Here is a 23022-nt window from a genome sequence, read left to right on the forward strand (position 1 = left end):
TTTATTTTGTGTCGCGGTGAACAGGATTGTTTGAGCTGATTTCGCCGCTCAGTAGTACAGCATGCAGGTCAGAACCGAAGGTACGAACTTCTTCCATTACAGCTTTATTACGGCGAGTTAACCAGTTGTAACCAAGTACTGCCGGAACTGCCACAGCCAGACCGATTGCAGTCATGATCAGTGCTTCACCGACCGGACCAGCAACTTTATCGATTGATGCCTGTCCTGAAATACCAATTGCAGTCAAGGCATGGTAAATGCCCCAAACGGTACCAAACAGACCTACGAAAGGTGCTGTAGAACCGACTGTAGCAAGGAAGGCCAGACCGCCACTCAGATGGCTTTGAATCTTGTCGACTGCGCGTGAAATAGAAATCGTAACCCAGGTATTAAAGTCGATACGCTCAAGTAAAGTACCGCCATGGTTTTTGGTTGACTTGATGCCTTTTTCAGCGATAAAACGATATACGCTGGCTTCATCCAGATTTTGCGCTGCATTGTCCAATGAAGAAGATTCCCAGAACTGATGCTCTGCTTCTTTGGCTTGTTTGCGAATCTTGCCTTGTTGCAAGCACTTGGTGATCATGATGTACCAGGTACCGATTGACATGATCACCAGAATGAACAGGGTCACTTTAGACACCATGTCACCTTCTTTCCACATGGCTTCCAGACCATAAGGGTTGCTGGCAGGTTTTTCAGCTGCAGCAGGTGCTGGCGGTGTAGGCTCAGCGACAGTCGCAGGAGTTGGGGTTGCCGTTTCAGTGACTGTCGTTGCAGGTGTAGGGGATTCTTCAGCAAATACGGTTTGCAAAGGTAGTAAAGTACTTGCCGCAATGACACTTGCAGCAGTGATATTTTTTAAAGTGTGTCGTGCGTTTTTCATAATGAATCTCCTCATTTTGTTTTTAATCTGTTGTCTGGATCAGTCCAAGATAAATTCGTAGGGAATGTCGTACCAAGATTCTTGTGGTTCACCATTTTTCATTGCAGGTTTAAAGGTACATAAGCTGAAAGCCTTGGACGCTGCACGGTCAAGTGAACGGCTGCCACTGGATTTTTTTACTTTGGCATCTTTCACTTTGCCGTCGGTATTCACAAAGACAGAGATCAGCACATTACCTTGCTCTTCATTCATTAATGCATCACGTGGATAATCTGGACGCTTACAGCCAGCTTCACCTTGAGATACGCCGCGTGTAACGCCAGTTGGTTGCGGTGGAGCAGCAGGTGCCGCTGCAACAACTGGAGCTGGTGCAGCCACCGGACTTGGGGATGGTGTTGCTGCAGCTACAGGCGTTGGTTCTGCAACCGGTTGAGTGACTGTTGGTGTAGGCTGTGTTTTCTGTACCGGAACCACTTTTTCTACCGGTTTAACCTCAGGAACCTGTGCCACTTTTTCTACAATTTTAGGTGGCTCAGGTGGGGTTTCTTTAGGTGGCTCTGGTTCTGGTGGTTTAATATCCTGAATAATCATCAATTCAACCGGTTCTTCTGACGGTTTGATGATGTCTTTTGCCATACCTGCCATTAGCACCAGGCCCACCAGGATATGCAAGAAAATCACGACACCAATTCCAGTCAACTTTTTGGCGGAGCTTTTTTCTATGTCTTCAAACGTTGTGCTCATCATGACTCCTGGAATTTAAGACAAACAAGAAATAACGGTTTATTTCAAAGCTGATGTAGCTGCATTATTTTTTGTTTGGCTAAAATGATATGAATACTGCAAATACAGCATGGCGCTGTATTTGCAGAAAGCTTGTCTTAGAATTTGTAAGTACCACGGATGTAGTAAGTACGACCTGTAGGATCTGAGTAACGAGGGTCATAACCGTATTGGAAGTTATCCAGAACATCAGATGCAGCAGGCTCTTCATCAAAGATGTTGAGGATACCGCCAGTCAACTCCAGGTTTTTGAAGCCTTTATAAGTTGTTGCGAAGTTATAAAGTGTGTAGTCACCCACATCACGTTCGCCAGAGTAGTCTTCATAACCACGAGTGAACTGTTGTTCAAAGATCATTTTCCAGTCTTCATAAGACCAGTTCAGGTTGGCAACATGTTTCCAGCGAACTACTGCCGGGTCTTCATATTTGCCTACCAGACCAGACCATTCACCGCCTGGTTCACTTTGGTAGTCCAGATTGATCACGTAAGTACCATCAATACCGAAACCGAAACGACCAGTAGATGTTTTAGGTGTCAGGTAGTTCAGGCTCAGGTCTACACCTGAAGTTTTTAAACCGCCAGAGTTCATCAGGGTAGTACGGATGTGCTGGATACGGCCTTCGCTATCACGTACGAAACGGTCAGCATAAAGGTCTGGATCATCAAAGATTGATGATTCACCCACTGTACCTACCAGACCATCGATCTCGATATTGAAGTAGTCAGCAGTGAAAACCAGATTTTTGATTGGTTCAAATACTAAACCAGCAGTGAACGATGTAGATTCTTCTGGTTGCAGATCAGGTGAACCACCTTGGGTACGCTTGAACTGGGTATTACATTCAACCTGGTATTTAGGTTCGACTGGCGTGCCACCTGGACATAACACAGGGTCATTGTATTTTGCACCTGTCCAGGTTTCACTGATTGGCGCGTTGATTTCGTACAAGCTTGGTGCACGGAAACCGGTGCTATATGATGCACGGAACATGACTTCCTTCATTGGTTCCCAACGAAGACCAACTTTCGGGTTGAAGGTATCACCGAAGTCGCTGTAGTCATCATAACGGGCAGCAATTTGAGCTTCCAGACTTGGCAAGATTGGAATCTGGAATTCAGTGAAGAATGCTGTGATGTCACGATCACCCTTACTGATTGGTTTGCTCGGATCAATACCAGAACCTGGTACTTGAGCCACGATTTCAGAGTTTACTTTCGCTTCCCAGTCCTGAGTCGTGAAGCTGCCACCGAAGGCAAAGCCAACATCACCTGCAGGTAATTCAAAAATTGGACGACTAATCGTAAAGTCTGCAGTTGTAGACTCTAAAGAGGCGATGTTAGTTTCGCCATTAATCACAAATGATTCCCAAGGGGTATCGCCTGGACGTGCTGGACCGAATGGGTTGATACGACCTTCATTCAATGCAGTTTGCAGGTTGCTACGGTGTAAGTAACCACCTGTAAATTCATCAGTTGCTTCGCTTTTCGCGTATGACACGCCTGCGTTGATATCCCAGCCTAATGCCTCACCTTCAATACCGGCAAAGAAGCGGTGTGAGTCATTGGTTGACATACTTTGACGGTTACCTGCCTGAGAACGGAGGTAAAGTTGAAGTGGGTCACCGCTTAACTCACCATCTGTAATAGCCGGAGTAATACCATTACCTGGATAATATTGGCTGCTTGAAGGTAAAGTCACGGTACGGCCATAAACGTCTGGTGCAATTGAAGTGGATACTTCAGAACGTGTAAACACGTATTCACCAACCGCATTTAATGAATCATTAAGCTTGAATGTACCTTTACCTAATGCAGACAGTGTTTCAACCTGTGGTTTGATCGCAATTAAAGCCTGCGTATTCAGGTAGCAGAAGCCGTCATCTGGAGAAGACCATGGAACATTATTACAGTCATCTGGATATGGGTTACCTAAATAACCAGTGGTTGGATCATAGATGTTTGCCGGGAAGCCACTTGCAGAGCCGGCATCAATACCTAATTCAGGAATTACACCACCACGGCGGCTGACTTTACGCTGTTGAGCATGGATCTGGTTAGATTTACGGTAGTCCAAGACACCCATGACGTTAAAGCCATTTTCATCCAGATCACCGAAACCACCGAAGATCGCAGCCTGTTGTTTCTCACCACCTGAATGTTCGGTTTCATGTAAGGCTCCGGTAACGCCTAAGCCATTGTATTCAGATTTGGTGATGAAGTTGATTACCCCCGCAATCGCATCTGCACCATAAACTGCAGAAGCACCATCACGTAAAATCTCAATACGGTCAATCATCGCCATAGGGATGATGTTTAAGTTGGTACTATCTGTACTGAATGCACTATAGGCAAGACGGCGGCCATTTAAAAGCACAAGCGTTTTGTCTGAGCCTAGACCACGTAAGTTGGCTGTAGAACCTGAAGTATTACTTGCACCTACATTTTGAGCAGTAGAGAAACCAGCCTGGTTGGCGCTGACTTTTACTAAAGCTTCTTCAACAGTAGTTACACCCTGGTTCGCAAGATCTTCACCTTTGATGACGGTGATTGGTGAAGAACTTTGTGCAGCAACCCCCTTGATTGATGAACCCGTCACTGTCACTTTCTGAACTTTAGTTGGCTGTTCAGCAGATGCAGCTTCTTCGGCATGGGCCAGCGGCAGACACATCATACTTAAGCTGAGTGCGCTTAACTTGAGTAGTCTTTTGCTGACGGTTGGAGCCCCCATAGATCCGACCAATTTATTTTTTTTCATCGTAAATTTCACCCTTTTGTTATGTGAAGTAGTGCTGGGTTGATCTAAGCAAGGCGGATGCCAACTTATAAAATTTTATATTTTTATATTTTTAAGTAATTGAAAAATATTAATTTAATTGAATTTGGTTTGATTTAGTCGAGTTATACTGAAGAAAAATTAAGAAGTCTGTGTATCGAATCTAAAGAAAGAAGGAAGTGAGACCCCTGTCAAAGCAATAAATAAATATTTAATGAATAAGAAAGTAGTCCAAAAATGAGAGGGAAATTGAATAAAGTTTAATCATGGTGCATAATTTTTACATAAAATATACAATATTTTTTTAAAATAAATTATTTATAATACAAGTACTTGTGTTTATTTATTGTTTACCTAAAGGTATACAATAGTGCAATAAGATGAAACAGGGTTGAGTTATTTTTGTGCGAAATGAACTTTAGTGAGAATTTTAAGGATAAAAATTTAATTAATGATTCATGGAAAATATTATGTTATTCATAATGTTTTAAATAATTAATAAAAATAAACTTTTTTCAGTTAAAAACAGGAAGAAATCCCTATTTTTTGCAAGGATGGCATGAAATTCGCTTTGTTCAGTTTATTCCATCTGTCCAGCTTTGACCCATCCATTGAAGCAAATATGGGATGATGTATTTAAAACTTCCTATAGCAATAAAACTTCAAGATAAAGAATAGGTACAAATTTGAAATCAGCACTTTTTAGTATGACGATTTTGGCCTTGGCTATGAGCTCGGGGCAAACTGCCTGGGCAAAATCATCTGCACATCCGGATAAAATTTTAAACCTGGCTTTCGAAGCACCTGATGATGGTTTTGATATGGTCAAAACCTATAATTTTTATAGTGGTAGCGTAGCTGAGGCCATTTTCGAGCCTTTGTTGCGTTATGACTATCTGGCCCGGCCTGCAATTTTGGCTCCGAATACCGCCGAGTCTTTACCCGTGGTTAAACAGGATGGCAAAGTTTATACTTTTAAAATCAAGCCAGGAATTTATTTCAGTCCGGATCCGGCCTTTCAGGGCAAGAAGCGTGAACTGGTTGCTCGGGATTATATTTATTCCATGCAAAGGGTGATGGATCCGAAAAATCATTCGCCTTCTTTTTCCTTTATCGAAGGCAAAATTCTTGGCGCGGATCAAGTTATCCAACAAGCCAAAAAAACGGGCAAATTTAACTATGATGCTCCGATTGCCGGTTTAAAAGCTCTAGATAAATATACTTTACAAATTACCCTGACCCGTTCAGACCTGAACTTTCCTTACATTCTGGCCTATGTCGCTTTTGCTGGTACTGCACGTGAAGTCATCGAACATTATGGCGATCGGGTAGGTCAGCATCCAGTCGGAACAGGGGCATACCAGTTACATAAATATGTGCCGCGTAGCCGTATTGAATTAACCGCTAATCCAAATTATCGCGGTTTTGTCTGGAACTTTAAGGGGGATGGTTCAGAGTGGGATCAACGGATTGTTAAAGCCATGCAAGGCAAGCAGATGCCGCAAATCGGCAAGGTCAAGATCAGTATCATTGAAGAAGAACAATCACGTTGGCTGGCCTTAAAATCTGGACAATTAGACTATGACAAACTGACTGCAAGCGGCGCTGAACAGGCACTGGAAAATAAACAGCTGAAAAGTGAATACAAGAAAAAAGGCATTCTGCATTATCCGAATAAAGAACCGGAAATCACCTATACCATCATGAATATGCGTGATCCGGTGATTGGTGGGAACTCACTGGAAAAAATTGCACTACGCCGTGCCATTGCCTTGTCCTATAACCAGAAAGAAGCCATCCAGCAGCTATATAAGGGGCATGCTGTTAAAGCTGAAATGATTCTTCCTGAAGGCGTGGGCGGATATAACCCGAATTATAGAAGCAGTATTGCCTATAACCCATTACTCGCCAATAAACTGCTCGATCGTTTTGGCTACAAGAAAGGCGCCGATGGTTATCGTACCTTGCCTGATGGCAAACCATTGGTTCTGAAAATGAACTCGACCAGCTCAAGTTCTTCCGTCATTTCTGCGGAACTATGGAAAAAGAACCTGGATGCAATCGGAGTAAAAGTTGAATTTAAAGTCAGTAACTTTGCCGACAATTTAAAAGAAGCCACCCAGTGCAAACATATGATGTGGGGTGGCGCCTGGATTGCAGATTATCCGGAAGGGGAAAACTTTGCCCAATTGCTGTATGGCCCAAATGCCCAGCAAGGTAACCTGAGCTGCTATACCTCTAAAGCCTATGACGCGCTGTATCAAACTGCGATGAAACTGCCGCCTCAGCAACGTACTCCATATTATGAGCAGATGAACCGCCAGATGGAGGCAGATAATCCGTGGATTTTGCACAATACCCGGGTACGCAACTGGCTGATTCACCCACAGGTACAGGGCTTTAAGGCACATCCGGTGACCAGGGCAGTTTGGCAATATCTGGATATTGAACCTGTTAAAAAATAACTTGAGAAGATTAAGAACCAGTATGAATGTGAATACAAACACTTTAAAAAAGCTGGCCAGTGGGGTTTTAATGGCCAGTTTAATGATGGCAGGTGCTGCACCCACATGGGCTGCCAATCCTGCCAATCCGAATAAAGTCTTAAAAACGGTCTTTCCTGCGGCTGAAACCGGTTTCGATCCCGGTTATATCCATGACCGTTATTCGGCCAAGATTAACTCGGCAATTTTCGAAACCTTATATACCTATGATTATCTGGCCTCACCAGCGAAACTGGTGCCATTGACTGCGGTAGATATGCCTCAAGTCAGTGCAGACGGTTTGACTTATACCATTAAAGTTAAAAAGGGCATTTACTTTGCAGATGATCCGGTCTTTGGCGGTAAAAAACGTGAACTGACCGCCTATGACTATGCCTATTCTCTAAAGCGTCTCTTAGATCCAAAACTTAATTCACCAAATAGCTGGTTGCTGGATGGTCGGATCAAAGGGCTGGAAGCATGGACAGCCATGGCGAAAAAAAATGGCAAAGTCTATGAAAATCCATTTGAAGGTATTCAGACTCCAGATCGCTATACCTTGGTACTCAAGCTGAATAATCCGGATCAGAACTTTCCGATGTTGCTGGCCCACGGTCCAGCTGCCGCAGTTGCACGCGAAGTCATTGAAAAGTATAAAGACAAAGCTGGCTGGGTAATGAGTAAGCCGGTCGGTACAGGGCCTTATGTGCTTAGCCGCTGGACACCGGGATCACGCATTATCTTAAAGCCGAATCCGGCTTACCGTGGTTTTGTCTGGAATTATAAAGCCAATAGTGCAGCAGACCAGGCGATTGTCAGTGCGATGCAGGGCAAAAAAATGCCTCAAATCGGCACCATTGATGTGCGTGTCATTGAAGAAGCCCAATCACGGATGTTGTCATTCAAGAAAAATGAATTGGATCTGGTTGAAATCGACGGCGATCTGGTCGTGCAGGCATTGGATGGTGACAAGTTAAAACCTGAACTGGTCAAGCAAGGCATCAAGCTGTCGCGCATGTTGGAGCCATCGATTAACTACCATTATTGGAATATGCAAGATCCGGTAGTAGGTGGCTTTACGCCAGAAAAAATAGCCTTACGTCGTGCGATGGCAATGGCTTTTTCTGTTGAAAATATGATTAGCGTATTACTAAAAGGAGATGGTGCAAAACTACACATGCCTATTCCGCCAGGAGTTGCAGGCTATTCACCCGCTTATAAAACCAGTACGCCATATTCGGTCAAGGCAGCCAACATGTTGCTGGATCGCTATAACTATAAGATCGGTGCGGATGGCTGGCGGAGAACTCCTGAAGGCAAACCTCTGGTGATTGAACTGATTACAGCCAATACCAGTCGTGGTCAGCAACAGGGCGAATTCTGGAAAAAGACCCTAGATAATATTCATATCAAACTGACCAGTAAGGCCATGCCATTTGCTGAAGGCATTAAGCTGGAAAAGCAATGTAAAACCATGTTTAAAAGCTCTGCATGGATTGCCGACTATCCGGATGCTGACAACTTCATGCAGTTGTTCTATGGCAAAAACGTCAATGTCACCAATAATGCCTGCTTCAAGCATGCGGAATATGACCGTTTATATGAACAAAGTCAAAGCATGCCACCGGGTCCTGAACGGGATCTGGTTTATCGCAAAATGACCCGTATTCTAGAGGTCAATATGCCAACCATGATGCTGTATAGCACTTACCGTAATGCACTAGCGCAACCTCATGTTATTGGACACAAGTCCCATCCGATTCTGTCCACAGAATGGATGTATATCGATATTGATACTAAAAAGTAAGAAAAAGCTGGAGATGATGATGACATTAAAACACTTGAAATTTACCACACTCTGTCTGGCGATGATCGGGGGATCTCAAACCGTCATGGCAGAGACCCAAACCCAGCTTTTGCCTTTATTCAAGGCTGCAGAAATTCCGGCATTGTGCGATGCCAATCTGGATAAAATGCAAAAAGATATCCAGAAATTTGAAAGCCAGAAAATCAAAAATAAGGCTGAAGCCCGTCCTTATCTGGCAGCTTGGGATACATTGCAGGCATCAATTGGTGATTTTGTTTCACCTATCGGTTTATATAGTAATGTCGATCCTGATCCGGCCTTGCGTCAGGCAGCAGATGACTGTGAGCTGAAAATCAGTAAATACCTGACTTCCATGTATCAGAGTCCAAAACTCTATGCCCAGTTCAAGAAACTGAAAGCCACAGATCCGGTCGATGAGAAATTCCTGAAAGATATTCTGAATCAATTTGAAAAAACCGGGGTACAACTCAGCGCAGAGAAGCAGAAGCGTCTGAAGGAAATTATTGAAGAAAGTACCAAACTGGGGCAGGACTATTCCAAGAATGTACGTGATAATCCTGAAAAAGTTGAATTCACTGCTGCAGAACTGAAAGGTTTACCTGCGAGCTATATCGCCGGTTTAAAGAAAAATGAAAAGGGCAATTATCTGCTCGGCTTCGACTATCCGGAATATCAGCCATTTATGGAGCTGGCAGAGAGTGATGAAGCACGTAAACGCTATCAGACTGCCTATACCCGCCGAGGGACTGAGAAAAACCTCGAATACATGAAAAAGGCCATTGATCTGCGTTATGAACTGGCCCAGCTATTCGATAAAGACAGCTATGCGTATGTTGCCCTAAAAGATCGCATGGCCAAAACTCCAGAAGCAGTCAATAGTTTTCTGGATGAGGTCTATGCCAAAGTTGCGCCATTAGAAAAGCAGGATGTTGAAGAATTACGTCAGTTCAAGGCAGAAACCTTAAAAATTCCGCTGGAAAAAGCAGAGATTGAGCGCTGGAGCCAAGGCTACTGGAGTGAAAAACTGCGTCAGGCCAAATACAAGGTAGATCAGGAAAAACTGCGTGATTATTTCCCGACTGAAGCGGCGCAAAAATGGTTATTTGCCGTATCCTCCGAATTATATGGGATTGAATTCAAGCCGGTAAAAGTCAAAGCCTGGCACGATGAAGTTGAATACTATGCCGTGCATGACAAAGCCACTGGTGAGTTTATGGGCGGACTTTATGTCGATAAATACCCGCGTGAAGGCAAATATGGCCATGCTGCAGTCTGGGGCGTTTATGGTGGCAGCCGTTTAAATCATCGCCGTCCGGTCTCTGTTTTGGTGACCAACTTCAACCGTAAAGGTCTGAACAGTAATGAGCTGGAGACTTTTGTACATGAAATGGGTCATGCGCTACACGGAATATTATCGAAGACCCGTTATACCGAGCAGTCAGGTACATCGGTAGAGCGTGACTTTGTTGAAGCACCTTCGCAAATGTATGAAGAGTGGGCGCGCCGTTTCGAGACTTTATCTAAAGTAGCGGATTACTGTGAACCTGCTTGTCCTCGTGTCGATGAAGCCATGACCGAGCGCTTAAAGAATGTGAAAAATTATGGTCGCGGCCTGCATTATGCCCGTCAGACTTTATATGCTCAGTACGACATGGCCCTGCACGGTAAAGATGCGAAAAGTATTGATCCATTAAAACTCTGGCAGGATATGGAAAGTAAAACTGCGTTGGGCTCTGTTCCAGGTCAGCAATTCCCGGGTCAGTTCGGACATTTGATGGGTGGCTATCAGGCGGGTTATTACAGCTATATGTGGTCTGAAGTGCTGGCACTCGATATGTTGTCTGCTTATGGTGACCATCTGATGGATCCAAAAGTCGGCATGCACTATCGCGAGACTGTACTAGCACAAGGCGGACAAAAGCCGGGCGATCAGATGGTTAAGGATTTTCTGGGCCGTGATCCGGACAGCAAAGCTTTCTTTAATGAAATTTCAGGACATTAAGTCAAGGAAGGAAAGCGATGCTGGCATATATTATTCGAAGGATTTGGCAAATGATCCCCACCATGCTGGGGGTGATTCTGCTGATATTCCTGTTATTTAACTGGGTCGGAGGAGATCCGGCCTATATCTTGGCCGGTAAAATGGCCAATGCTGAGCAGATTGAAAATATCCGCCAGCAGCTCGGGGTCGATCAACCTTATTACGTACAACTGTGGATTTTCATCCAGCAGATTTTGACCTTTGATTATGGTGTGAGCTGGAGTACCGGTGAGTCGGTATCCCAGATTATTACCACGCGTTTGGGGCCATCACTGACCATTTTGATTCCACTCACGATTCTGCAAACGATTGTTTCAATCATTCTGGCGCTCGGGGTGGCTTCAGTGCGTGGTTCGCTGACTGACCGCATGATCATGATGCTGTGTACCATCGGTATGTCGATCAGTATTCTGGTCTATATCATCGTATTCCAGTACGTCTTGGCTTATGAACTGAGCTGGTTCCCGGTACAGGGCTGGAGCGATAACTTTACTGAAAATTTATTCAAATATGCACTATTGCCAGTATTAATCATGCTGGTGGTGAGTATTGCACCGACTTTACGTCTCTACCGCAGTTTTGTTCTGGATGAAGTCAATCAGGATTATGTCCGTACCGCACGTGCCAAAGGTCTGGGCGAAAGCCGCATTCTGGGCGTGCACGTACTGCGCAATGCTTCGATTCCAATCATTACTGATGTCATGGCGGGACTTCCGGCTTTACTGATCGGTGCTTTCCTGATTGAACGTTTCTTCGGTATTCCTGGCATTGGCCGTGAAGTGATTATCGCAGTTGAACGTTCTGACTTTCCGGTAATTAAAGCGATTACGGTCTATGTTGCGGCTGCGACCATGTTATTTAACCTGATTGCCGATCTGATCTATAAATGGGTCGATCCACGTGTACAGTTGAAGTAGGTGAATTATGCTGAGTGCGATATTTAAAAAAGAGCAACATGCTTCAGCAGTGCCTGAGTCTGCTTCAACCGGATTATGGCAGCTGGCGTTGCGTCGTCTGAAACGTGACCGTATTGCGATGTTCTCCCTATTTGTGGTGCTGTTTTATCTGCTGATGTTGCTGCTTTCCATGACAGGTGTGATTGCCAAGGACTGGAATAAAGAAGTAGCGGTGAGTTATGCACCCCCAAGCTTTATCTATACACCGTCTATGCCTGGAGCGGCAGGTGAAGATCAAAGTACTGAATCTGCCGTAGTACCAGTTAATCCAGTTGATCCTTTAAAAGATGTGATTGCAGAACTGGAAGCAGAAATTGCTGCTGAACAGGGCGCAGGTGTGATTGATTATTATGGTGTAGTCGATCCACTGGCTGAAGATATGAAAGCCATTGATCAGGAATTAGGGGGGCAGTTACTGGATCAGAGTAGTGAGCTTAAACAGAGCCTGTTCTTTGGCGCAGATAAATGGGGTCAGGATGTACTACTGAAAACCATTAAAGGTGCAGAAACTTCAATCTTGGTTGGCCTGATTGCTGCGCTGGTTGCGGTGGTGATTGGTACAGTACTTGGTGCGATTGCTGGCTATTTCGGTGGTTGGGTCGATGATGTGTTGAACTGGTTCTACAATATCTTTACTTCTATTCCTTATCTGTTGCTGGTGTTAGCGATTGCAGCAGTACTGCAACAAAAAGGGATCTTATCGATTATCCTGATTTTGGGTCTGACCGGCTGGACCGGGGTATTCCGCCTGGTTCGTGCGGAATATATGAAGCATACTGCACGTGAATATGTACTGGCAGCGAAAGCCATTGGGGTAAGCAATATGCGCCGTATCTTCGTGCATATTTTTCCGAATGTCAGTCATATCGCTTTGGTTCAAATGTCCATTCTTGCAGTGGCCTTTATCAAGTCCGAAGTCATTCTCAGCTTCTTAGGCTTTGGCGTACCGATTGGTGTGGTGTCATGGGGTAGTATGCTGAATGAAGCGCAAAGCGAGCTGATTTTAGGCAAATGGTGGCAGTTGACTGCGGCATCGGTGGCGATGGCGGTACTGGTGACAGCTTTCTCAATGTTTACTGATGCATTACGTGATGCATTAGATCCAAAACTGAAATAGGAGCGCAGCGATGTCTGAAATGAATCCAAGCACAGCACCCGCGTTACTTCGCGTAGATAACTTACGTGTCAGTTTTAAAGGTGAAAATAAACAATATGTGGAAACGGTCAAAGGAATTTCATTTGAAATTCCGGCCAATACCACAGTGGCGTTAGTCGGTGAATCCGGAAGTGGTAAATCTGTGACTTCATTAGCAGTGATGGGACTTTTGGCGCCAGAAAATTCTAAGGTCGCTGAAGACAGTCAGATCCTGTTTGAAGGTCGGGACTTATTGAAACTTAAGTCGAGTGAAATGCGTCAGATCTGTGGCAAGGAAATTGCCATGATCTTCCAGGAACCGATGTCCTCATTAAATCCGGTGTTTACCGTAGGCATGCAGATTTCTGAAATTCTACGCCTGCATTTGGGCATGAATAAAAAGCAGGCCCGTCAAAGAACACTGGAACTTTTGCAGGAAGTCGGTATTCCTTCACCGGAAACCAAGATTGATGCTTATCCGAGTCAGTTATCTGGTGGACAGCAGCAACGGGTCATGATTGCCATGGCCATTGCCTGTGAACCGAAACTCTTGATTGCTGATGAACCAACGACGGCATTAGATGTGACTATCCAGAAACAGATTCTGGACCTGCTTGAATCCTTGCGTCAGCGCCGTCAAATGTCGATGTTATTCATCAGTCATGACCTAGCGGTAGTTGGTGAAATTGCGGATCAGGTCATTGTAATGCGTTATGGCGAGATTCGTGAGCAAGGTTCGGTGACAGAAGTCCTGAACAATCCTCAGGATATTTATACCCAAGCCTTGTTGCATTGCCGTCCACAGCTGTCGCACCGTCCTTTGCGTTTGCCGGTGATTAGCGACTTTATGAAACAGGATAGTCTGGCGCATGACCTGCATGCGAACGCTCCGCTACAACAGGAGCGTTCTCGTGGTTTAAAAGGTAATGAAGAGATTATTCTGGATGTGCGCGATCTGAAAAAATCTTTCTATAGCCGTAAAGGCCTATTTGGCAAAGATGAATTTCAGGCCGTGAAAGGGGTGTCTTTTCAGCTGGCTAAAGGTAAAACCTTAGGACTGGTTGGTGAATCAGGCTCTGGCAAAACTACAATCGGTTTGCTATTGATGCGTTTACAGCAGGCCACAGGCGGCAAGGCGTTGTTTCAGGGTAAAGATATCTTGTCGATGACGGAAAAAGAGTTTACGGCCTATCAACGTAAAATTCAGATCATTTTCCAGAATCCGTATGCTTCGCTGAATCCGCGTTTTACCGTGGGACAAATCCTGATGGAGCCGATGCAGATTCATCATATCGGCAAGGATGATGCAGAACGTAAACAGATGGCACTGGATCTGCTGGAACGGGTCAGCTTGCCGGCTCAAGCTTTCTATCGCTATCCGCATGAGTTCTCAGGTGGTCAGCGTCAGCGGATTGCAATTGCACGCTGTCTGACCTTAAAGCCTGAAATCCTGATCTGTGATGAATCCGTGTCCGCACTGGATGTATCGGTACAGGCACAGGTGCTGAACTTATTGCAGGATTTACAGGATGAGTTTGGTCTGAGTTATATCTTTATTTCGCATGATTTATCAGTAGTGAAATATATTGCTGATCAGATCATGGTGCTAAATCATGGTGATCTGGTGGAAATTGCCAACTCAGATGACCTGTATCAGTCTCCGCAACACGACTATACCAAGCGTCTGCTAAGTGCGATTCCCCAGGGTATTCCGCAGTAACTTGCTAAAACACGAAATAAAAAAATGTCCACATTGCTGGGCATTTTTTATGATGGGAATTCACTTTCAGGAAATAGGAGGGAGATATTCGCCTTTTATATCGGGTTCTATTGAGAAGACTAGGGATAGATAAAATTAGGTCATTATTATTGTTCTTGCAAAAAAAAAGAGCCACCGAAGTGACTCTATCTTATTCAAAGCCTAGAACTTTTTAAAGCCTTTATTCGCACCATATAAACCGCGTGGTGCATTACCTTCACGGTTTTCGCGGCGGCCAAACTGGTTCTCTTCACGGTTGTCACGACGTGCAAACTGGGTGCCATTCTGGTTTTCACGACGACCAAAGCCTTGATCATCGCGACGTTCACGGTTGTTGTATTGCGGCTGCTGCTCATCGGTATCACGGCGTTGCTGACGCAGGTAACCACCACGGCGCGCTGCCATTGGTTTTTCCTGCATACGCTCATTACGACGTTTCGCCATACCGAATAAGCCGGTACCTTGACGCGGTTTCAGCTCAACTGATTTGGTCAGGTTGTCGATATCCTGTTTATCCAGTTCAATCCAGCGACCTGTACGAAGTTCACGTGGCAGAATCACGGTACCATAACGGGTACGTAGCAAGCGGCTGACTTTCAGACCTTGTGATTCAAAGATACGACGAACCTCACGGTTACGACCTTCTTTCACGACAACTTGATACCAACGGTTGATCCCGTCACCACCCAGTTCAGAGAATGATTCAAACTTCGCAGGACCATCATCTAGCACCACGCCTTTCAGCATGTTGTTTTTCAGTTGTGGAGTCACTTCACCCATGACACGAACCGCATATTCACGTTCGATTTCATTGGATGGGTGCATTAAACGATTTGCCAGTTCACCGTCATTTGTGAACAGTAACAGACCGGTCGAGTTAATATCCAGACGGCCGACCATGACCCAGCGATCGCCTTGAATTGATGGCAGGTTGTCAAATACTGTTGGACGCTGTTCAGGATCATTACGTGAACAGATTTCGCCTTCTGGCTTGTAATAAATCAGAACACGACGACGGATTTCGTCTTCGATCTGGAACTGCACTTTACGACCATCGATGCGAAGCTCATCACCTGGTTCGATTCGTTCACCCACTTGGGCAATCTGCCCATTCACACTCACACGACCTGCGGCAATGACTTCTTCCATATAACGGCGAGAACCCAAACCAACACGTGCAAGCACCTTTTGCAACTTTTCACTCATGACAGCATAACCTTAGAAATAATTATTCAACAGTTCACCTATTTATGACTTCGGTGCATTCGCATCGAGCGCCATAAAAGCTTCCTTGGCATCCTGCAGGGGAGGCAATTGGCCTAAAGAATTTAAGCCAAACGCATTTAAAAATTGTGGCGTTGTCACTAACAACGCAGGTCTTCCAGGGAGTTCACGAAAGCCGGATTCTTTAATCCAGTTCCAGTCAAACAGCGTACGCAAAATCTGACTGTTATTCGTGACACCACGAATTTGTTCAATATCAGCTCGGGTCACTGGCTGATGATAAGCAATCACCGCAAGCATCTCCAGTAATGAAGGGGACAGGCGTGTCGGTCGCTCAGGCCAGGTCTGTGCAATAATATTACGATATTTTACACGCACTTGAAAACGGTAACCTTGCACAGTTTCAACCAGTTCAATAGAACGGCCATGCATCAGCATGGAAAGCTGTTGTAAATACTGGCGCAGCTCCTGCTTGCTATAGCGATCCTGAAATGCTTCTTTCAGTCGAGCTAAGGAAACCGGGGAGTCACTGGCAAAAATAATGGCTTCCAGCTGCATCAGAATTTCATGCAGATTATCTTCCGCAGACAAGGAGATATTATGTTCTGTGTTCATGCGTGTGCTCCTTGAATTGCGAGCGGTGCCTCAACACCTGAGGCAATAATTTGAATTTTTTGCTGGCGGGTGAGTTCTAGCACGGCCATAAAGGTCACGACTACACCCATGCGTCCCTGACTTGGCTTGAGTAAGTTATCAAAAGACAAGACTTCACCGGATTCCAGACAGCTTTCAATATAGGCAATCCGTTCTTCGAGTAAAACAGGCTCCTGTTGTACCTGATGAATGACCGGTTCAGGACGGTTAAAGACACAAAGCAAGGCATCACGCAGCAGATCGGCACTATGACCTTCATTGGGCTGGATAAACTCGCCTAAGTGAACATTGGTCTGAAAGGTATCACGTTCCAGAATCGTCATCTGACCCAGACGTTCTGCAGCTTGTTTGATCCGTAAATAATTTTCCAGACGCTCAATCAGGTCCTGTTTTGGATCCTGTTCAACTGCAGCCACGCTTTTCGGTTTAGGCAGTAATAAACGGGATTTGAGATCGGCCAGTAAAGCAGCCATCACCATATAATCCGCAGTTAGCTCAATATTCAGGGATTTCATCGCATCCATATAGGACAGATATTGGGAGGCAATCGGCGCGATATCAACCTGCAACAGGTCAAAACCATTTTTCTGGATCAGGTAGATTAAAAAGTCGAGGGGGCCTTCAAAATGTTCTAACAGAATTTCAAACGCTGCTGGAGGAATATACAGATCCTCTGGAATCGTATTTTGCCATTCATCCAGAACCCGGATGTTTGGAGCAGATTCCATAGCGTTATGAGGCATTTGAGTCATTACAATTATAAGCCACGCGAATTTTCAAAGGCATGAAATGGCTTATTCCCCGAGCTCTTGTCAGGAGAAAAAGCACATAATTTAGTAGTTGGCATTGTACTGGAAAATTGTCGTTAAATAAAATAGATATGCATTCAAAAGCAAAAAAACCATATTTATTTTAGGAGAAATTTTATTTTTTTAATTTGGTAAAATGCACAAGTCTGATATTAAACAGCATATTAGCTAAAATTAAATACAATATAGTCTGGGTGGCTTAAGAAACTGTAACTTCATATAGAAAATTTTTAAAAGATTCTCAACACCTATTAAATAGTGACTGAGTTAAAGCTCATCAGGAAATATGTGATAAAAATAAGAAAAAACAGTTATCTATCGCCTAAAAAATAAACTAATATAGCCAAAAAAATATTGATAAATAACAATCATAGATCAGGTTAATTATAAAAATGCCAATCATACTTGTGTTAATCGGCGTCATCGGCTTAGGGGTATTCTGGGGCTATCCTCAATATCAGCTCATGCAGCTTGAAAATGAAATGCGTACCAATCTGAAGTCTGGCGGCTTTTCCAGCTTTGTCGAGCAGGCCAAACCAGTGATGCAGGCCATGAAACTGGATTTTAGCGTACTGGACCAGTATCCTCATATTCGTTTCTATATGCGTAATACGCTTTATACGGGCAAAGATTTACCCGACGGTGTTACTGCAATGGTCAAAACCATGAGCTGTAATTCTATTGATTCTTTTAGGACTATGGAATCCACAGCCCGGACTGCGTTATTGAATGTGCTTGAAGAGGATCAAATCACTTTTCATGTTTCAGTCAAAAACAGGTTTGGTGCTGAACTTGCAACTCATCAGCAAAAACTGTCGGAATGTCCCAACTTCTTGCAGTTAAAACATTATAAAGAAGGTGATCCGTTACCCCCAATGCCAAGTTTGAATAATCAGGTTCCTTCGGTTGCACCAGCGGTCAGTACATCTACTCAGGATCGTGCAGCGAGCTATTAAATCTTGGCATGCGTGATAAGGTTATTTTAATTCTGCTCTCGCAATACATATTCGATGATACGTTGGCAGGTAGCTGCCAGACAAATATTGTTCGTTGAATAAACTTGTAAAAGCTTTCTTGCCATCGCGACATCAAGAAAGTATGAGTATTCAATATTGTTGATATTCAGATTTAATTCTGGCTTGGAATTTTTATCGATAGATATTGCCTTGGATTCCAGTGTCCAAGGCAATTCAGCATAGATCAGATGATCGGCAGGAAATTCATTCAGGTTCAGGAGGATATAAAACAAATCCATTTTATTTTCTTCTGAGACTTCATTAGAAGCAGCTTTATTTATTCAAAAGCACTGACATCACCAACACCACGACGAATCACTTCAGGCTGATCTCCTGATAAATCCACAATAGAAGTCGTACTTAATGTGCCTAGTCCACTGTCGATAAACACATCAATACGCTTACCAAGCTGCATTTCAATGTCATAAGGATCATCAAGAGGATCAGTGTGGTCTGGCAGGATGAGTGTTGAAGTTAGCAGCGGTTCGCCCAGTTCTTGAAGCAGCATCTGACACACAGGATTGGTAGGGATACGCAAACCAATGGTTTTTTTCTTTGGATGCATTAAACGTTTAGGCACTTCGCTGGTTGCCGGAAGAATAAACGTGGTCACAGCAGGTGTATTATTTTTCAGCAAACGATAGACGGCATTGTCGACTTTGGCATAAGTCGCAAGATCGGATAAGTCACAGCATAAAATAGCGTACTGATGTTTGGCATCTAAACGACGAATTTGTGCAATGCGCTCCATGGCTGACTTATTTCCAATCTGACAACCAATGGCATAAGCGGCATCCGTTGGGTAGATCACAACATCGCCTGCACGAATACGTTCAACGGCTTGGTTAATCAAACGTGGTTGCGGATTGTCTGGATGTACACGTAAATGCAGCATCATTCTGCTCCTGAATGATTGATAAGGCTATGATATTGAAATTAATGCAATGAAAATATCTTTATTTGTTATTTTTTGAATATTCAATGAAAAATGCTAAATAAAAATCAACTCTTCAATTGGACTGAAAAACAGGTTGAATCATCCAACCCAATATGACTATTTCAAAAGGTGAATAACATTGTATTGAGGGTACACCTAGTCATTAGAAACTTTACATCTAACTTACGACGCATTAAATGCTGCTGGACACATCCCATCAAGATGTTAATGGTGCCTAATTCCTCAAATATCTCTATATCATCACACACATACACATCCGCTATCTCGCGTGTTTTATAGAGTCTCTTTTTAATTGTTTCGTTTAGAGACTAAGCTAATGATGCATTTAGTGACATCATTAGCTTAGGATTACATACATTGAAAAATCTCAGGACATCTCATAAGACTTTTTAAACTACTTCAGCTTTCTTCGTAGGAGAAGCAAACTCACGATTCCACCAATGAAGAACAAAGACATACTGCCTGATTTGGTTTTTTTCTTCGCTTCGCTCTCTTGTTCTCGGTAAATGCTGAATTGGATCGACTTCACGCCACCAATATGTGTGATTTTATCTGCCTCAGGTGCTAAATCATAATCATCATTATTTTTTAACTCTAGTGTGAAGTGATTGGTATGTTTAGAGAATGGGATTGCCTGACTTGAAGATAATGCTTGATTGAAACTAAAATAATCTTTAGCAATCACATTGTTATGTAGATATAGATTTAATTTCGCCCCCATCTTAACATTGCCGGTTAAAGAGAATTTACTCAAGTCATAATCATAATCATCTGATTCAGTATGATCTAATGAAATGGAAGAAGTTTGACTGAATTGGACATCCTGAGGTGCAGCGTAAGTTAAATAGCCTCGTTTTTGGCGTGAAAACATTGAGACTACATTGGCTTGTTGCCAATCTGCGATTCCATCATCATTGCCATCAAAATCAGGATTTAAACCATAACCACCTTGTTCAATACGATCTGAAATTCCATCGTTATCAGTATCTTTATCTAACTCAAACACGTAATTAAAGGTCTGCTGCTCACCCTTACTATTGGTCGCTGTGACCAATATCAGATGCTGTGCATTGAGTTGTGCTTCACCAGTTGTAACATCAATAGAGATCTGTGCTTCTGTGTTGCGATCTAAAGTCACTTCTTGATTTGAAATTGCCTGAACGTTCGCGGCATCAGATTGGGTTGTAATGGTATAGGTGTCTTTTAAATCAAAATTCTTCAGCTTAAAGCGAAGTTGTCCTGTTGCGTTAGGCATTAACTCGGAAGCATTGGCTAATTCTAACAGGAAGCTGCGTGGTGAAATTTGAATTGCATAGATACGTTCAAAAAGTTGATTGGACGCATTTTTAGCTTTGATGACAACACGTGCAGTTTCTGCAGTCACGTCAGTGACACCCGAAAAATTAGTATCATTTTCCCTAGAAAGCTGGACTTCTTTAAGTACAGCACCTTCACGATCAAGTAAGAATGCAGATGCCTCAATCATGCCTTGAGAGAGTACCAATTCGATACGATTTTGACCAACAACGGGCTCATTGCCGTAATTTTGATAACCTTCATGACCAAATTTACCTGTCGGTGTCGGATCAAGAAAACGTACCGCTTTAATGTATGTTTCACTCGAAATATCTGAGCGAATACTATAGTCTGCTGTTGAATCTGGACTTAAGCGAATGCGCCATTTACCTGGACTTGGATTGGTGACTTTCAAACCTTTACCACCAATGAATTCATTGACTTGAATATCAGTTGAAGGTGAGATCTCTACACCATTTGGAGCAATAAAGCGGATATCGCCATTGCTCAAGTTGGTTAAAATCGATAAACGTTTAGCATTTGGTTCAACATTGACTTCAAAAATGCGCTCTTCTTTAAGCTGTCCTGTGCTGATCAATGCAGGTTGTGTATTGGTTGCCATATTGTCGATTGCAATCGAAGTAAATGCGGCACTAACAGCCTCACTAGTGTGGTCAACAAGAATCACTTGACCACCTGAGGCATGTGCAACTTCATAATAGCTTGGGTCAATAGGGGAGCAAGAACCTGAAACTGCGTAATTGATGGTGATATTCTTTTCTTTTGCAATTGCACTAATTTGACCAGCTAAGTGTCGATCATTTGATGAAGCATCGGTGAATACAAATAATTTACTTTGTGAAGGTGCTGCTTGAACGGCTTTTAAAATACCAGTATTGGCCTTTTCAGGACAATCACCACCGGCATGTGCATACAGGTTGGCTACAGCATTTTTAATTGTTTCTGCATCAGCAATTTTAACCTCACCGACATGAGGATCGTTAAATGAAACCATTAAAAATTGGCGCGTTAATATACTTGAGTCATCACTGCCTGCTTCGTTAAGGACACGGTCAATCAAATTTTGAATTTGATTTTTTACACCATTAATAATGTCACTCATACTGCCCGTATCGTCGATAATGAATCCATATAATGGTTCATCTTCAATGCCGAGTAGTGCTTTGATCATTTTGTCTTGATCTTCTGCGGTACCAAAGCGCTTGATATCTGAGATTAATTGACTTAGAAATACTTTTGTGTGTTGAGCTGCTTGATTCGATGCTCGACTATGGATCTCTGTGGGTGTTGTCCGATCTTTTAGTGTTTCTACGTCATCTAAAGGAGCATATGGTACGTCTTTGGATATGCCTGATAACCATAAGCCAGACATTTCCACACCATGATCGCATTTCACACCGCCGATATCACTTGCAGTAGATGTGCCTAAAAAAGAACGTTTAGTGAAATAGCCAGTGGTATATTTTGTTTTGTCTAAGCCTTTTTCGATAAGTTTGAAATTACCACCATTGGTTGAGAAACCACCAATAGGTTTGCTAACAGACCAAGATCGTGATTGGCAGACAGTGATGTCTTTTGCCCATGCTGAAATCGGTGAGGTTTTTGTAAGTGGTTGATAAGTAGTGACGTGAGTGTTTAAGTCTGCAAAATTGCTATGGGCATAGAAATCTTGAATTGTATGGAGCGCTTTACCTAAGTTTCCACGTGCATGCCCTAAGCTTTGTGGATTTTCAGTTTTAATATATTCGGAAAGTAGATAAATTACCTTAATTTTCAGGGCCTCAATACGGCTACGACATTCGTCAATTAATTCATCATCGCAGTGGGCAACTGGATTAGTAAGTTCTCCTTCTAGGTCAATTTTTTCCCCTTTGACTTTAAAGCTTGCCCAAGCTTGGTCAGTAGAACGGTTTCCTTGATAAACGTGTTCAGCAGCTTCAGGCGTGAAAGAAACAGTTTTACCATCATTGAGTTGTGTTGAGAATTTATCGATGGAGAAACCCGCATAGTGGTAGTTTTCATCTAAAATGCCTAAGGTGATCTTTTTATGACCATGAGCGGTTTCTGTGGGTTTAAACGCTTGTAATGAGATAGTCGTGGTTAATGCACCTGCCATAGAGAGTGCGACAACGAGATATTTGATTTTCATTTTTCTAAGACCTTATTTTAATTATTTGCACACTTGCTGAGCGAGTTGATCAATCGCATGTTGAATGCTTTGGGTGCTCATTTTTAGACATTGCTTTGGCTTGTTATTATTTTGATGATCGATGCAAACCGAATTTTCTTTTTTATTTATTCGAATAAGTGCAATAGTATTCGTATTACATTTGACGTGATATGTCTTAATCTTTGATCCTTTTAAAGAATGGTCACTGATTTGATAAGCATGGCTAGCT

16 protein-coding genes are annotated in these 23022 nt (G+C 43.3%); 7 read left to right on the forward strand and 9 right to left on the reverse strand.

Features of this window, described 5'->3' with window-relative positions; translation table 11 throughout:
* Position 1: 1 nt before the first annotated feature.
* The 3 genes from O4M77_RS02990 to O4M77_RS03000 form a co-directional block, all read right to left on the reverse strand.
* Positions 2 to 886 carry a MotA/TolQ/ExbB proton channel family protein gene (locus O4M77_RS02990; RefSeq protein ID WP_179992868.1) on the reverse strand — a complete coding sequence of 295 codons (885 nt, stop codon included), beginning with the start codon at positions 884 to 886 and terminating at the stop codon, positions 2 to 4.
* A 39-nt stretch (positions 887 to 925) separates the two neighbouring features.
* Positions 926 to 1630 carry an energy transducer TonB gene (locus O4M77_RS02995; RefSeq protein ID WP_175966796.1) on the reverse strand — a complete coding sequence of 235 codons (705 nt, stop codon included), beginning with the start codon at positions 1628 to 1630 and terminating at the stop codon, positions 926 to 928.
* A gap of 137 nt (positions 1631 to 1767) precedes the next feature.
* Positions 1768 to 4425: a TonB-dependent receptor gene (locus O4M77_RS03000; RefSeq protein WP_323713801.1), complete on the reverse strand. Its 2658-nt coding sequence runs from the start codon at positions 4423 to 4425 to the stop codon at positions 1768 to 1770.
* A gap of 725 nt (positions 4426 to 5150) precedes the next feature.
* On the opposite strand from O4M77_RS03000, the gene O4M77_RS03005 reads away from it, so the two are divergent.
* The 6 genes from O4M77_RS03005 to O4M77_RS03030 are packed head-to-tail and all read left to right on the forward strand — an operon-like array spanning position 5151 to position 14606.
* Positions 5151 to 6908, forward strand: a complete 1758-nt coding sequence (locus tag O4M77_RS03005) for an ABC transporter substrate-binding protein (protein ID WP_323714083.1) — start codon at positions 5151 to 5153, stop codon at positions 6906 to 6908.
* 22 nt (positions 6909 to 6930) lie between these two features.
* On the forward strand, positions 6931 to 8733 hold the full coding sequence (locus tag O4M77_RS03010; protein WP_323713802.1) for an ABC transporter substrate-binding protein: 1803 nt from the start codon (positions 6931 to 6933) through the stop codon (positions 8731 to 8733).
* 19 nt (positions 8734 to 8752) lie between these two features.
* Positions 8753 to 10756, forward strand: a complete 2004-nt coding sequence (locus O4M77_RS03015; protein ID WP_323713803.1) for a M3 family metallopeptidase — start codon at positions 8753 to 8755, stop codon at positions 10754 to 10756.
* A 17-nt stretch (positions 10757 to 10773) separates the two neighbouring features.
* On the forward strand, positions 10774 to 11712 hold the full coding sequence (locus O4M77_RS03020) for an ABC transporter permease (protein WP_004783323.1): 939 nt from the start codon (positions 10774 to 10776) through the stop codon (positions 11710 to 11712).
* A gap of 7 nt (positions 11713 to 11719) precedes the next feature.
* Positions 11720 to 12868 (forward strand): ABC transporter permease, encoded by a 1149-nt coding sequence (locus O4M77_RS03025; protein WP_034170660.1) that lies wholly within the window; start codon positions 11720 to 11722, stop codon positions 12866 to 12868.
* 10 nt (positions 12869 to 12878) lie between these two features.
* The gene (locus O4M77_RS03030) at positions 12879 to 14606 is read left to right on the forward strand and encodes an ABC transporter ATP-binding protein (protein ID WP_159123538.1); all 1728 of its coding nucleotides are present in this window, start codon (positions 12879 to 12881) and stop codon (positions 14604 to 14606) included.
* Positions 14607 to 14807: 201 nt separating this feature from the next.
* Here O4M77_RS03030 and rluB read toward each other — a convergent pair whose 3' ends face one another.
* From rluB to O4M77_RS03045, 3 genes are read right to left on the reverse strand one after another with little or no spacing between them, the layout of a single operon-like run.
* Positions 14808 to 15851, reverse strand: coding sequence for a 23S rRNA pseudouridine(2605) synthase RluB (rluB, locus tag O4M77_RS03035; RefSeq protein ID WP_323713804.1), 1044 nt, complete (start codon positions 15849 to 15851; stop codon positions 14808 to 14810).
* 42 nt (positions 15852 to 15893) lie between these two features.
* A complete protein-coding gene (gene scpB / locus O4M77_RS03040; RefSeq protein ID WP_005234269.1) occupies positions 15894 to 16484 on the reverse strand; it encodes an SMC-Scp complex subunit ScpB in 591 nt (196 codons plus the stop codon).
* A complete protein-coding gene (locus O4M77_RS03045; protein WP_180104952.1) occupies positions 16481 to 17275 on the reverse strand; it encodes a segregation and condensation protein A in 795 nt (264 codons plus the stop codon). The genes scpB and O4M77_RS03045 overlap by 4 nt, the downstream gene beginning before the upstream one ends.
* 449 nt (positions 17276 to 17724) lie before the next feature.
* Between O4M77_RS03045 and O4M77_RS03050 the strand changes: the two genes are divergently transcribed.
* Entirely contained in the window at positions 17725 to 18288 is a 564-nt protein-coding gene (locus O4M77_RS03050; protein ID WP_284880205.1) for a hypothetical protein, read from the forward strand.
* A gap of 26 nt (positions 18289 to 18314) precedes the next feature.
* Here O4M77_RS03050 and O4M77_RS03055 read toward each other — a convergent pair whose 3' ends face one another.
* From O4M77_RS03055 to O4M77_RS03065, 3 genes are all read right to left on the reverse strand, one after another.
* A complete protein-coding gene (locus O4M77_RS03055) occupies positions 18315 to 18587 on the reverse strand; it encodes a hypothetical protein (protein WP_323713805.1) in 273 nt (90 codons plus the stop codon).
* Positions 18588 to 18625: 38 nt separating this feature from the next.
* Positions 18626 to 19243 carry an L-threonylcarbamoyladenylate synthase gene (locus tag O4M77_RS03060; protein ID WP_323714084.1) on the reverse strand — a complete coding sequence of 206 codons (618 nt, stop codon included), beginning with the start codon at positions 19241 to 19243 and terminating at the stop codon, positions 18626 to 18628.
* A 457-nt stretch (positions 19244 to 19700) separates the two neighbouring features.
* Complete coding sequence (locus O4M77_RS03065) at positions 19701 to 22772, reverse strand: vWA domain-containing protein (RefSeq protein ID WP_323713806.1); 3072 nt, start codon at positions 22770 to 22772, stop codon at positions 19701 to 19703.
* Between the last annotated feature and the right edge of the window lie 250 nt (positions 22773 to 23022).

The sequence above is a fragment of the Acinetobacter sp. YWS30-1 genome, from assembly GCF_033558715.1.
Lineage (GTDB): Bacteria > Pseudomonadota > Gammaproteobacteria > Pseudomonadales > Moraxellaceae > Acinetobacter.

Excerpts from the sequence above, each read along its gene's own strand:
- O4M77_RS02990 (WP_179992868.1), bottom strand. The coding sequence starts at position 886 with ATGAAAAACGCACGACACACTTTAAAAAATATCACTGCTGCAAGTGTC.
- O4M77_RS02995 (WP_175966796.1), bottom strand. The coding sequence starts at position 1,630 with ATGAGCACAACGTTTGAAGACATAGAAAAAAGCTCCGCCAAAAAGTTG.
- O4M77_RS03000 (WP_323713801.1), bottom strand. The coding sequence starts at position 4,425 with ATGAAAAAAAATAAATTGGTCGGATCTATGGGGGCTCCAACCGTCAGC.
- O4M77_RS03005 (WP_323714083.1), top strand. The coding sequence starts at position 5,151 with ATGACGATTTTGGCCTTGGCTATGAGCTCGGGGCAAACTGCCTGGGCA.
- O4M77_RS03010 (WP_323713802.1), top strand. The coding sequence starts at position 6,931 with ATGAATGTGAATACAAACACTTTAAAAAAGCTGGCCAGTGGGGTTTTA.
- O4M77_RS03015 (WP_323713803.1), top strand. The coding sequence starts at position 8,753 with ATGACATTAAAACACTTGAAATTTACCACACTCTGTCTGGCGATGATC.
- O4M77_RS03020 (WP_004783323.1), top strand. The coding sequence starts at position 10,774 with ATGCTGGCATATATTATTCGAAGGATTTGGCAAATGATCCCCACCATG.
- O4M77_RS03025 (WP_034170660.1), top strand. The coding sequence starts at position 11,720 with ATGCTGAGTGCGATATTTAAAAAAGAGCAACATGCTTCAGCAGTGCCT.
- O4M77_RS03030 (WP_159123538.1), top strand. The coding sequence starts at position 12,879 with ATGTCTGAAATGAATCCAAGCACAGCACCCGCGTTACTTCGCGTAGAT.
- rluB (WP_323713804.1), bottom strand. The coding sequence starts at position 15,851 with ATGAGTGAAAAGTTGCAAAAGGTGCTTGCACGTGTTGGTTTGGGTTCT.
- scpB (WP_005234269.1), bottom strand. The coding sequence starts at position 16,484 with ATGAACACAGAACATAATATCTCCTTGTCTGCGGAAGATAATCTGCAT.
- O4M77_RS03045 (WP_180104952.1), bottom strand. The coding sequence starts at position 17,275 with ATGACTCAAATGCCTCATAACGCTATGGAATCTGCTCCAAACATCCGG.
- O4M77_RS03050 (WP_284880205.1), top strand. The coding sequence starts at position 17,725 with ATGCCAATCATACTTGTGTTAATCGGCGTCATCGGCTTAGGGGTATTC.
- O4M77_RS03055 (WP_323713805.1), bottom strand. The coding sequence starts at position 18,587 with ATGGATTTGTTTTATATCCTCCTGAACCTGAATGAATTTCCTGCCGAT.
- O4M77_RS03060 (WP_323714084.1), bottom strand. The coding sequence starts at position 19,243 with ATGCTGCATTTACGTGTACATCCAGACAATCCGCAACCACGTTTGATT.
- O4M77_RS03065 (WP_323713806.1), bottom strand. The coding sequence starts at position 22,772 with ATGAAAATCAAATATCTCGTTGTCGCACTCTCTATGGCAGGTGCATTA.